At 70.5% G+C, this 12,066-nt stretch carries 10 protein-coding genes; 2 read left to right on the forward strand and 8 right to left on the reverse strand.

Annotated features, from left to right (window positions below; genetic code table 11):
• Window positions 1-90: 90 nt before the first annotated feature.
• Entirely contained in the window at window positions 91-1,521 is a 1,431-nt protein-coding gene (locus QC818_RS06880; protein ID WP_309652104.1) for an MFS transporter, read from the forward strand.
• 160 nt (window positions 1,522-1,681) lie between these two features.
• Here the strand turns inward: QC818_RS06880 and cysZ are convergent, their stop codons facing one another.
• From cysZ to QC818_RS06910, 6 genes are all read right to left on the reverse strand, one after another.
• Window positions 1,682-2,422, reverse strand: coding sequence for a sulfate transporter CysZ (gene cysZ / locus QC818_RS06885; RefSeq protein WP_309652105.1), 741 nt, complete (start codon window positions 2,420-2,422; stop codon window positions 1,682-1,684).
• An 83-nt stretch (window positions 2,423-2,505) separates the two neighbouring features.
• On the reverse strand, window positions 2,506-3,231 hold the full coding sequence (gene phoU, locus QC818_RS06890) for a phosphate signaling complex protein PhoU (protein ID WP_309652106.1): 726 nt from the start codon (window positions 3,229-3,231) through the stop codon (window positions 2,506-2,508).
• 25 nt (window positions 3,232-3,256) lie between these two features.
• Entirely contained in the window at window positions 3,257-4,069 is an 813-nt protein-coding gene (gene pstB, locus QC818_RS06895) for a phosphate ABC transporter ATP-binding protein PstB (RefSeq protein ID WP_309652107.1), read from the reverse strand.
• Window positions 4,070-4,099: 30 nt separating this feature from the next.
• Window positions 4,100-5,650, reverse strand: a complete 1,551-nt coding sequence (gene pstA, locus QC818_RS06900; RefSeq protein ID WP_309652108.1) for a phosphate ABC transporter permease PstA — start codon at window positions 5,648-5,650, stop codon at window positions 4,100-4,102.
• Window positions 5,647-6,873, reverse strand: coding sequence for an ABC transporter permease subunit (locus tag QC818_RS06905; protein ID WP_309652109.1), 1,227 nt, complete (start codon window positions 6,871-6,873; stop codon window positions 5,647-5,649). Before QC818_RS06905 ends, pstA begins: the two co-directional genes overlap by 4 nt.
• Before the next feature lie 67 nt (window positions 6,874-6,940).
• Window positions 6,941-7,879: a PstS family phosphate ABC transporter substrate-binding protein gene (locus QC818_RS06910; protein WP_374710058.1), complete on the reverse strand. Its 939-nt coding sequence runs from the start codon at window positions 7,877-7,879 to the stop codon at window positions 6,941-6,943.
• 157 nt (window positions 7,880-8,036) lie between these two features.
• On the opposite strand from QC818_RS06910, the gene QC818_RS06915 reads away from it, so the two are divergent.
• The gene (locus QC818_RS06915; protein ID WP_309652111.1) at window positions 8,037-8,444 is read left to right on the forward strand and encodes an acyl-CoA thioesterase; all 408 of its coding nucleotides are present in this window, start codon (window positions 8,037-8,039) and stop codon (window positions 8,442-8,444) included.
• A 64-nt stretch (window positions 8,445-8,508) separates the two neighbouring features.
• On the opposite strand, the gene QC818_RS06920 is transcribed toward QC818_RS06915, so the two are convergent.
• Together QC818_RS06920 and uvrD are read right to left on the reverse strand one after the other, a co-directional pair.
• Window positions 8,509-9,597, reverse strand: coding sequence for a TRAP transporter substrate-binding protein (locus tag QC818_RS06920; RefSeq protein WP_309652112.1), 1,089 nt, complete (start codon window positions 9,595-9,597; stop codon window positions 8,509-8,511).
• A gap of 189 nt (window positions 9,598-9,786) precedes the next feature.
• Window positions 9,787-11,985 (reverse strand): DNA helicase II, encoded by a 2,199-nt coding sequence (gene uvrD / locus QC818_RS06925; RefSeq protein WP_309652113.1) that lies wholly within the window; start codon window positions 11,983-11,985, stop codon window positions 9,787-9,789.
• Window positions 11,986-12,066: the final 81 nt, after the last annotated feature.

The following is a 12,066-nucleotide window of genomic DNA, read 5'->3' on the forward strand; positions in this document are numbered from 1 at the left end:
GATGACTCTGAGTAATATGATAAGCGGCTATATAGTAACAGGCTAATGGAGTGCACATAATGACCGCTCCCCGTCCACAAGGAGAACGTCATGATGCGTCACGGCGCGCTACACTCCGCCGATCTTCCCGGGTTCGGCCTGACCGCCCTGTTGCTCGGAGCCTTTCTCACCATCTTCGACACCTTCGTCGTCAATATCGCCCTGCCGAGCATCCGTGCGACCTTCCAAGCCGACTTCGGCCGGGCCGGCCTGGTCATCGTGGCCTATGAGCTTGGCTTCGGCGGCTGCCTGCTGTTGGCCGGACGGCTAGGCGACGCCTTCGGGAGCCGACGACTGTTCCGGCTCGGTATCGCCGCCTTCATCGCGACTTCGCTGTGGTGCGGCGCAGCGCCGAGGATGGAATGGCTCATCCTCGGCAGGCTATTGCAGGGGGTCACGGCGGCGCTGTTCTTCCCGCAGATCTACGCTTTCCTTCGCCGGGTCGGCGAGGCGGAGTCTCGCCATCGTCTCTTTGCCAGACTGGGCATGACCCTGGGCCTCGCCGCCATCGCCGGCCAGGTGCTGGGCGGCCTGCTGATTCATGCCGATGTGCTCGGACTAGGCTGGCGGGCCATCTTCCTGATCAATCTTCCACTGGGCCTGTTGATCCTGCTGGGAACCTCGCGTCTGCCTCGTGCGGCGGAACACTCCGTGCGGAGCTTCGATGTGCCTGGCGCCCTGCTCGGCACCCTCGGGCTGTGGGGGCTTTTCGCTGCCCTGCTGGAGGGGCCAGAGCGCCACTGGCCCTCCTGGACAGTCGTCAGCCTCACCGCCGGGCTGGCGCTGCTCGCCCTGCTGCTGGTGCACGAACGGCGACTTGCCCGCGCCGGCGGGGCGCCGTTGATCGATCCCGGCATCTTCCATCACGCTCGGCTGCGCCTCGGGCTGGCCGTGGTGTTGATCGTCTATGCTTCCGCGACGGCCCTGTTTCTCTCCTTCGCCATTCTGGTTCAGGCGGGGCTCGGCCTCTCGGCATTCGCGGCCGGCCTCACCCTCTCGCCGGCCAGCCTGGGGTTCGTGGGCGCCTCGCTGCTGGCGCCTCGACTGCGACGGCGCCTGGGGGAGTCGATCCTGATCGGGGGCGGAACGCTCTATGCCGGAGGATTTCTCCTGCTGTCGACAGCGGTCGCGCATGCAGCTCCCCATGATGCCTGGCCCCTGGTGCCCGCGCTGGTGGTGCTTGGCATCGGCCAGGGGCTGACCATGCCCCCCTTGCTGAACTTCGTCCTCGCAAGCCTGCCGTCGCACCGGGCCGGCATGGCCTCGGGCCTGATCAGCACCACACAGAAAATCGGGGGCACCCTGGGCGTCGCGGTCGCCGGACTCTTCCTCGGCCCGGTGATGCTCGGCGGCCCGGAGGACCAAGCGCATGCCTTCGCGGAGGAGATGCAAGTGCTCGGCGGAGCCGCCTTGATCGCCACCCTGCTAGTTCGTCAGGCCACGACTCGGGAGCGGTCTGACACAACCGCCATCTCGAGCTAGCCCATCGCCCGTCCCGCGGCACATGGTGCTCGACGCGACGGCCCCCGGAGCGATCCCCCTCGGCGACGCAAGCCCCCGGGGGATCGCAGGGCGCACGCGCCTGTTCCCGAAAGGGAGCAGGCGGGCCCCGATGGACCGAGCGATCGGCTGCGCGAGTGGGTCAAGGGGTCTTGGCGGCGGCGCCGGGCACCAGGTCGCGATAGTGCCGATCCCACATCAGCACCGCCGCGGCCACGGCCCCGGGCAACAGGAAGAGGTTGGCCAGCGGCAGCCAGGTGATCAGGGTCACCCAGCCGCCGTAGCTCAGCGTCGCCCAGCGGCGGGCGGCGAGGCGCCGGCGCATCTCGGCGAAGGGCACCTTGTTGTTGTCCATGGGGTAGTCGAGGTAGGTGATCGCCATCGTCCAGGCCGAGAACAGCGCCCAGAGCAGCGGGGCGATCAGGTTGATCACCGGGATCCAGCTGATCACGAACAGTGCCGCCATGCGCGGCAGGATGTAGGCCAGCTTGACCAGCTCGCGGCCCAGGGCGTCGACCCCCGTGCGCAGGAAGCCGCGGTCGTCCAGCGGCGGCTGGCCGGTCACCCGGCGTTCCACCTGCTCGGCGAGGAAGCCGTAGAAGGGCGCGGCGATCAGATGGGTCACCAAAGTGAAGCTGAAGAACACGATCAGCACCAGGCTGACCAGGAACAGCGGCCAGATCAGCCACGACAGCCAGTCGAGCCAGCCCGGCACCATGGCCATCCAGCCGTCCAGCCAGCCGCCGAAGTGGCCCAGCACATAGGCGAGCATGGCCGCGTAGACCACCAGGTTGGCCAGGATCGGCAGGAACACATAGCGGCGCAGGCCGGGCGTGAAGACCAGACGGGTCCCCCGAGTCAGCGCCGTGAAGGCATCCAGCATGGGTCTCTCTTTCCTCCGTCACGACGACGCCGGCCGTCGCCAGGGGCGACGGCCGGCTCATGGGCGGTGTCGGCAGGCCGGCATCAGCTCTCGCCGAGCACCTCGTCGCCGAGATCATCCGGATCCTGGTGGCGGATGTCGAGCCCCTTGACCAGGTAGACGACATACTCGGCCAGGTTGTTGGCGTGGTCGCCGATCCGCTCCAGGGCGCGCAGGATCCACATGATGCCGAGCACCGGCGAGATGGCCCGGGCGTCCTCCATCATGAAGGTCATCAGCGAGCGCATGGCGGTCTTGTACTCGTTGTCGACCTGATCGTCCTCCTGGACCACGCTCAGCGCCAGCTCGGTGTCGAAGCGGGCGAAGGAGGTCAGGGCGTCGCGGACCATCTTGCGCACGTGCTCGCTGATGATGCGCACCTCGACGAAGCCGCGGCTGCCGTTCTGGCTTTCCACCAGTTCCAGGGCGTTGCGGGCGATCTTGCTGGCCTCGTCGCCGATGCGCTCCAGGTCGGAGGCGGCGCGGATCACCGCCAGCACCAGGCGCAGGTCGGAGGCCGCGGGCTGGCGGCGCGCCAGCACCCGGGTGCACTCGTCGTCGATCTTGATCTGCATGTCGTTGACCGCACGATCGTTCTCGACCACCCGCTGGGCCAGGCCGGAGTCGCCGTCGAGCAGCGCCCGGACGGCGTCCTGGACCTGCTTCTCGACCAGGCCGCCCATGGCCATCAGGTGGGTCTTGAGCTCCTCGAGCTCATGATTGAACTGCCGCGAGATATGCTGGCTGTGGATATCGCTGGTGATCTCCATGAGACTCTCCTGAGGGAGCAGGGCGTCAGGCCATGCGTCCGGTGATGTAGTTCTCGGTGCGCCTCAGGCGCGGATTGGTGAACAGGGTGTCGGTGGGGGCGTATTCCACCAGCTCGCCGTCCTGCAGGAAGGCGGTGTAGTCCGAGACCCGCGCCGCCTGCTGCATGTTGTGGGTGACCAGCACCAGGGTCAGGCTCGACTTGAGGTTGCGGATCAGCTCCTCGACCTTCAGGGTCGAGATCGGGTCCAGGGCCGAGGCGGGCTCGTCGAGCAGCAGCACCTCGGGGCCCACCGCCAGGGTCCGGGCGATCACCAGGCGCTGCTGCTGGCCGCCGGACAGCGACCAGGCCGAGGCCTGCAACCGATCCCTGACCTCGTCCCACAGGGCCGCCGAGCGCAGCGCCCACTCCACGATGTCGTCGATGCGCCGCTTGCGCAGCCCGCCCTGCAGGCGCAGCCCGAAGGCAACGTTGTCATAGATCGACATCGGGAAGGGATTGGGCGCCTGGAAGACCATGCCCACCCGGCGTCGCAGCTCCGCCACCGCCACCTCCGGCGCATGGATGTCCTGGCCCTCCAGGCGGATCGAGCCTTCCCGGCGCACTTCCTCGTTGAGGTCGTGCAGCCGGTTGAGGGCCCGCAGCAGGGTCGACTTGCCGCAGCCCGAGGGCCCGATGAAGGCCGTGACCCGATGCCGTGGCACCCGCAGGGTCAGGTCGCGCAGGGCCGCGGTATCGCCATACCACAAGCCGAACCCCGAGACCTCCAGACTGGTGGCCTCGGGCGCGAAATCGACGAAGGCTCCCCGCGAGGGGGCCGGGTCCCGCTTGACCGACATCGAATACCCCGTTGGCGCGACGGCCGCGTCTCAGTGCTGCGAGAGGGTGCCGTGGCGCGATCTCAGATGATGACGCAGAAATATTGCAGTCAGGTTAAGCACCAGGATCACCAGCACCAGCAGCAATGCCGTGGCATAGATCAGCGGCATCGCCGCCTGGACATCGCCACCGTGGAAGGCCGCATCGAAGATATGGTAGCCCAGGTGCATGAATTTCCTTTCAAGATGCAGGAAGGGAAAGTCGCCGTCCACCGGGACCTGGGGCGCCAGCTTGGCCACGCCCACCAGCATCAGCGGCGCCACTTCCCCCGCCGCTCGGGCCACCGCCAGGATCACGCCGGTCAGCATCGCCGGCGTGGCCATGGGCAGCACCACCCGGGTCAGCATCTCCAGCCGGGTCGCGCCCAGGGCCAGGGCCCCCTCCCGCTGGCGGTCGGGGATCCGCGCCAGGCCCTCCTCGGTGGCCACGATCACTACCGGCAGGGTCAGCAGCGCCAGGGTCAGCGAGGCCCACAGCAGGCCCCCGGTGCCGAAGGTCGGCGAGGGCAGGGCGTCCTCGAAGAACCAGGCGTCCAGGCGCCCGCCGAGGCCGTAGACGAAGACCCCCAGGCCGAAGACGCCGTAGACGATGGAGGGCACGCCGGCCAGGTTGCGCACGCCGATGCGCACCAGCCGGGTCAGGCGCCCCTGGTGGGCCACCTCGTTGAGATAGACCGCCGCCAGGACCCCGAAGGGGGTGACCAGCAGCGACATCAGCATCACCAGCAGGATGGTGCCGAAGATCGCCGGCCAGACGCCGCCGGCGGTGTTGGCCGCCCTCGGCCCCTCGGAGAGGAAGCGCCAGACGCCCTCGGCCCAGGCGACGAGCTTGCCCCCGACGCCCATGGCGTTGGGACGGGCGGCGCGCAGCACCGCCTCGACGGGCTGGATCAGGCGCCGGCCATCGACGCTCTCGAGGAGCAGACGGTCGCCGGCCATCTCGGCGCGCAGGGCCCGCAGCCGCGCCCGCACCGCCTCCAGCGCCGCCGTCGAGCCGGCCGCATCGTGCTCGAGCCGGCGAACCAGCGGCAGCAGGGTCTGTTCGCGCAGCCGGTCGATCGCCTCGCGCTGCCGCTCGAGCCGGGCCAGCCGCGCCCGCAGGGCCGACCAGGCGGCCTCGCCCTCGAGGCGCTCGCCCTCCTCGGGAAGCCAGGCCACCAGCCGGCCGACGAAGGCCCCCCAGCGGCGACGCTCCAGCACCACCAGGTCGTCGGGATGGTCGACCCGCTCGATGGCGTCCACCGGCACCCAGTCCCAGAGGGCGCCGTCCAGGTCGCGATTGTCGGTGCGGTACAGGCGCTCGCGCCCCGCGTCTCCCGGCAGGGGGGCCTCCTTCACCGCGCGACCGGCCAGCACGCGGCCGTCCGACAGGGTCACCCGGTCGACGTCGGCGGGCCAGAAATGCCCCAGGCCCCGCACCGCCAGCAGCCCCAACAGCAGCACCAGCAGCAGCACCGACAGCGCCACGCTGCCGGCGGCCAGCCAGGCCCAGGGCCCTTCGCCGCGGGGCAGCCGACCGCGACCGCGCCACCAGCGGCTCACGGGGCCCCTCCCAGGCGCCGATAGCGACGCCTCAGGCGGCTCCGGACCACCTCGGCCAGGGTGTTGACCAGGAAGGTGAAGACGAACAGCAACAAGGCGGCCAGCAGCAGCAGCCGATAGTGCAGGCCTCCGGGCGCGGCCTCGGGCAGCTCGATGGCGATGCTGGCGGCCAGGGAACGCAGGCCGTCGAGGGGGTTGGCGGTCATCAGGGCGGTGTTGCCGCTGGCCATCAGCACGATCATGGTCTCGCCCACGGCCCGACCGGCACCGATCATCACCGCCGAGAGCACCCCGGGACTGGCCGCCGGCAGGACCACCCGCCACAGGGTCTGCCAGCGGGTCGCCCCCAGCGCCTGGGCGCCCTCGGCCAGGCTGGCGGGCACGCCGGACAGGGCATCCTCGGCGAGCGCATAGATGCTGGGCATGACCGCGAAGCCCATGGCCATGCCGACGATGACGGCGTTGCGGCCGGCATAGTCGAGGCCGAGGGTGGTCTCGATCCAGCCGCGCAGGTCGCCGCCGAACCAGGCGGCCTCCAGCGACGGGGCCAGCCAGGCCGCCAGGACCGCGACCAGCCCCACCCAGGGCAGCAGCCACAGCGCCGCCCAGCCCAGCGGCAGCCGGCGGCGCAGGCCGCCGGGCAGGGCCCCCCGCAGGCCGCCGGCCAACAGCAGGCCCGGGGGCAACAGCAGCACCAGGGTCGCCGCGAGGGCCAGCTGGCGCTCCAGCCAGGGGGCCAGCACCAGGCCGGCGACGAAGCCGATGACCACGCCGGGCAGCGCCTCCATCAGCTCCAGGGTGGGCTTCAGGCGGGTCCGCAGGCGCCGCGACATGAACAGCGCCGAGTGGGCGGCCGCCCCCAGCGCCAGCGGCACGGCGATCAGCAGCGACCAGGCCGCGGCCTCCAGGGTCCCCCAGGCCAGCGGCGCCATGCCGAAGCGCGGCCCAGGATCGCTGTCCGGCAGGGTCGGCTGCCAGCGATGGGCCGGCGCCTCGAGCCCGGGATACGACTGGGGCAGCCACAGGGTCTCGAGATCGACCTCGGGGCCGCCCGGGCCACCGCCCCAGAACAGCGGCAGCACCTCCACCGCCAGGAAGACGCCGATCGCCATCACCGCGGCGATCACCCCGATGCCGCCGGCGGTGATCAGAGCCGTGGCCAGGCGGTCACGGCCCTGCCGCAGGCGGCGTCTCAGGGGCATGTCGGGGGCGGCGTCGCGCATGGCGGTCCTGAAGGTGGCATGGGTTAGCGGAAAAGTACGACATTGTCATGACAGCGGCGTGACAGGCTCAATCACCGGCCGACGGCAGGCCGAGGCGTCGACGCTGCGCCGCCAGGGCCTCGGCCGGCAGCGAGACGAAGCCCAGTTCCTCGACGATGGCCTGCCCCTCCGCGGACAGCACCAGCGACAGGAAGGCCCGCTCGGCGGCGGGCAGGTCCCCGTCCGGCGGCCGATTGACGTAGAGGTGAAGGTCCCGGGCCAGCGGATACGCCCCGCGTCGCACCGCCGCCGGCTCGGGCCGCCGGAGGCGCCCCTCGGCGTCGCGCAGCGCCAGGGCCTTCACGCCCGGCGTCAGGTGATTGAGGCCGGCGTAGCCCAGCGCCCGGGGATCGTCGGCGACCGCCGCCACCACGGCCGCCGACCCCGGATGCTCGTTGACCTCGGGGCGGAAGCTGCCGCCGCACAGGGCCTCGCGCCGGAACAGGCCGTGGGTGCCGGACACGGCATTGCGTCCGTGCAGGGCGATGCGTCCGCTCGGTCGCGCCAGCGCCAGGGCCTGCCAGCGACGGATGCCGCGGGGCGCCCCGCAGCGACGGCTCTCGGAGAAGATCGCATCGAGCTCGGCGCGGGACAGGGCGGACAGCGGGTTGTGGCGATGCGCCACCACCACCAGGGCATCCCGCGCCACCACGATGTCCCGGGGCGGATAGCCGTAGCGCGCGACGAAGGCCGCGCGCTCCGCCTCGGTCATCGGCCGCGACATGGGGCCCACCAGGGTCGTGCCCGCGGTCAGCGCCGGCGGGGCACTGGCCGAGCCGCTGGCCTGGAGCTGAACCCTGAGCCCGGGATGCTCGCGGCCGAGCCGCTCGCCCCAGCGCAGCATCAGCCCCGCCATGGTGTCGGAGCCGACGGTGTCCAGGGTGCCCACGCCGTGGTCGGCCAGGGCCGGTGCGGCGCCCGGGGCGACCAGCAGCAACATCAGGCCGATCAGCCATCCTCGGCGCATGGCCGCCATCATCTCTCCTCCCGCAGCGGACGTTGGGGGCGCGGCGTGAGGCCACAAGGGTGGAGCCGCCGGGCCCTTGGCGTTTATGATAACTCACCGATTCGAGCCCATTTTCGGCCTCCGAGACCTCCCGCACAACAACAAGCCAGGCAGCCCCATGAGCGAACTCGACGATATCCCGGCGCCCCGTGGCCAGCTGACCCTCAAGCTGGTCGCCAGCCGCCAGGACACCAACTTCCATGGCGACATTCCCGCCGGCTGGCTGGTCGGCCACATGGACCAGGCCGCCGAGCTCGCCGCCGGCCGCGAGGCGCGGGGGCGCACCGCCACCGTGGCCATCGAGGCCATGGACTTCCTGTGCCCGGTGCGGGTGGGCTCGATGGTCAACATCTTCACCGACGTCCGCGAGATCGGCCACAGCTCGATCAAGATCGACGTCGAGGTGTGGAGCCGCGCCCCCCACGAGCGCGACCCCGACGAGCTTCACAAGGTCACCGAGGCACGCTTCGTGACCGTCGCCCTGGACGACAACGGCCGCATTCGCGCCGTGCGCCAGAGCGCCTGAGCGCCTGAGCGCCTGAGCGCGGCGAGGGCATGGGCGCCCGACCGGCGCCCCCGGCCGCCCGGGATCAGCCGACCAGGCCGTCCCGCGCCTTCAGGTAGGCGGCCTCGCCGACGTCGGTGAAGGGGCGCACCGTCCGCTGGAAGTCCCGATAGGCATCAAAGATCCGCCGCGAGGCCTCGTCGCGCTCCACCTGCTCCCGGATGACTCGGCGCGAGGACTCGTGGAGCGCCGCCATGACGTCCTCGGGGAAGCTCCGCAGCTTCACGCCGTGCTCCTCGACCAGGGTCTTCAGGGCCTCGGCGTTGCGATAGGCGTATTCGCTGATCATCGCCAGGTTGGCGGCCCGGGTCGCCTCGGTCACCACGGCCTGAAGGTCCTCGGGCAGGGCGTTCCAGGCGTCCAGGTTGACGGTGCCCTCGAGGATGGCACTGGGCTCGTTCCAGGCCGAGGTGTAGTAGTAGTCGGCGACCTGATGCAGGCCGAAGGCCAGGTCGTTGTAGGGCCCGACCCAGTCCGCGGCATCGAGCACGCCGGTCTGCATGGCGGTGAAGATCTCGCTGCCGGGGATGGTCAGGGTGGTCACGCCGATGCCGTTCATGGCCTCGCCGGCCAGCCCCGGCAGGCGCAGCTTGAGCCCCTGCATGTCCTCGAGCGAGGCGATTTCCTGCTTGAACCAGCCGGCCATCTGGGTGCCGGTGTTGCCCACCGCGAAGGGCTTGAGGTTGTGCTCGGCATAGAGCTCGTCCCAGAGTTCCTGGCCGCCGCCATGATAGAGCCAGGCGTTGGTCTCGGTGGTGGTCATGCCGAAGGGCACGGCGGTGAAGAACTGGGCCGCGGCGACCTTGCCTCGCCAGTAGTAGGAGGCCGAATGGCCCATCTCGGCGGTCCCGGCCGAGACGGCGTCGAAAACCTCCAGGGCCGGCACCATCTCGCCGGCGCCGTGGACCCGTACCCGCATGCGCCCGCCGGACATGCGCTCGATGCGCGCGGCGAGGTCGTTTGCCCCGGTGCCCAGGGCGGGGAAGTTCTTGGGCCAGGAGGTCACCATGTTCCAGGTGACGGTCTCCTGCGCGCTGGCGGTGTTGACGAAGGGGGCGGCGGCGACGCCGGCGGTACCGGCGCCCAGGGTCTTGAGGAAGTTGCGACGCTCCATGGCGAGGGCGGCTCCTTGCTGTTCTTTATCGTGGCCGCATGCCGGACGGCATGCCCGTGTCCGTCCGGCAGTATGCGCGAAAGCCGATTTCACCGGCAAGCGAACGCCCCTCGGCTCCGGCCCCGCGCCGGGAAGCGACGAGCGAGGTCGGGGGAAGACCGGGGCATCGCGCCCCCGCCGCGGGGAATCCTAGAGCGGCGTGAGCTTGGCGAAGCCCAACACCAGCCACTTGTCGCCCTCGCCCTCGAAGCTGACCTGGACCCGGGCGCGCTCCCCGTCGCCCTCGGCGTTGAGGATCACCCCCTCGCCGAACACCGGGTGGCTGACCCGCTGGCCCAGCGACAGCGAGGGCAGGTCGGCGCCGCCGTCGACGCCCTCCTGGCGCGGCCCGGGGCGCGAGGCGGTGACCGGCCGCGAAACCTGGCCGCGCAGCCGCACCTCCTCGAGAAACTCCTCGGGCAGCTCGCGCAGGAAGCGCGACGGCCGCTGGAAGGTCTCCTTGCCGTGCAGCCGGCGCAGCTCGGCGTGGGTGAGATAGAGCTTCTGCATCGCCCGGGTCAGGCCCACGTAGCACAGCCGGCGCTCCTCCTCGAGGCGACCGGGCTCCTCCAGCGACATCTTGTGGGGGAAGAGCCCCTCCTCCACGCCGGCGATGAACACCACCGGAAACTCCAGGCCCTTGGCCGAGTGCAGGGTCATCAGCTGCACGCAGTCCTCGAACTCGTCGGCCTCGTGCTCGCCGGCGTTGAGCGCCGCCTCGGCGAGGAAGGCCTCCAGGGCGGCCATGCCCTCGCCGACTTCCACCGGTTCCAGGGCCTCGCCCTGGGTGAAGGCCTTGGCGGCGGTGACCAGTTCCTCCAGGTTCTCGACCCGGGCCTGGCCCTTCTCGCCCTTCTCGTTGCGGTGGTGCTCGACCAGCCCGGAGCGCTCGACGACATGATCGATGATCTCGTGAAGCGCCATCCCCGAGGTCTGGTCGTCGAGCCGCTCGATCAGGTCGGCGAAGGCTCGCACCGCGCCGACGGCGCGGCCCTTGAGGGAGCCGTCGAGCTGGGCGTCGTGCAGGGCCTGCCACAGCGAGACGCCGGCTCGGCGCGCCCGCTCGCGCAGCACCTCCACGGTGCGGGTGCCGATGCCGCGGGCCGGCACGTTGATCACCCGCTCCAGCGAGGCGTCGTCATCGCGGTTGATCAGCAGCCGCAGGTAGGCCAGGGCGTTCTTGATCTCGAGGCGCTCGTAGAAGCGCTGGCCACCGTAGATGCGATAGGGCACCCCCTGGCGGATCAGGGTCTCCTCGATCACCCGGGACTGGGCATTGGAGCGGTAGAGGATGGCGATCTCGCGCCGGTTGCTGCCCTCCTCGACCTTCTCGCGCAGGGTGTCGACGATGTAGCGGGCCTCGTCCAGGTCGTTGAAGCCGCCGTAGACGGAGATCGGCTCGCCGCGATCGCCGGCGGTCCACAGCTCCTTGCCCATGCGCTCGGCGTTGTGGCGGATCAGGGCGTTGGCGGCGTCGAGGATCGCGCTGGTGGAGCGGTAGTTCTGTTCCAGGCGCACCGTCCTGGTGGCCGGGAACTCCTGCTCGAAGCGGCGGATGTTCTCGATCCGCGCGCCGCGCCAACCGTAGATCGACTGGTCGTCGTCGCCGACCACCGTCATCGGGGTGCGCATGCCGGTGAGCAGCTTCAGCCAGGCGTACTGCAGGGTGTTGGTGTCCTGGAACTCGTCGACCAGCACATGGGCGAAGCGCTCCTGGTAGTGGGCCAGCAGCGCCGGATTGTCGCGCAGCAGCTCCAGGCTCCTGAGCAGCAGCTCGCCGAAGTCCACCAGGCCGCCGCGCTCGCAGGTCAGCTGGTAGCGCTCGTAGAGCTCGACCATCTGGCGCATGTAGGCGTCGCCGTGGGCGTCCACCTGGTGCGGGCGCAGCCCCTCCTCCTTGCAGCCGGAGATGAAGGACTGCACCTGGCGCGGCGGGAAGCGCTCGTCGTCGATGTCGTGGTCCTTGAGAAGCCGCTTTATCAGGCGAAGCTGGTCGTCGCCGTCGATGATCTGGAAGTGCTGGGGCAGGCGGGCGTCCTGCCAGTGGGTGCGCAGCAGGCGATGGGCGATGGAGTGGAAGGTGCCGACCCAGACGTGGCGCAGCGAGATGCCCAGCAGGGCCTCCAGGCGGGTGCGCATCTCCCGGGCCGCCTTGTTGGTGAAGGTCACCGCCAGCACGGCGTAGGGCGAGAGCCCCTCGGCCTGCATCAGCCAGGCGATGCGATGCACCAGCACCCGGGTCTTGCCCGAGCCGGCGCCGGCCAGCACCAGCATGTTGCCCTGGGGCGCGCTGACGGCCTCGCGCTGGGCCGGGTTCATGTGATCGAGGATCGCCGTGACGTCGTCCATAGCGGGAAGGCATCGCTGCTCAAAAAATGAGCGCATAGCTTACCATAACGGGCCGCCGCCGAGAGCCGGCGGCTCGCCGTC

The organism is Halomonas koreensis (genome assembly GCF_031451675.1).
Taxonomy (GTDB): domain Bacteria; phylum Pseudomonadota; class Gammaproteobacteria; order Pseudomonadales; family Halomonadaceae; genus Halomonas; species Halomonas koreensis.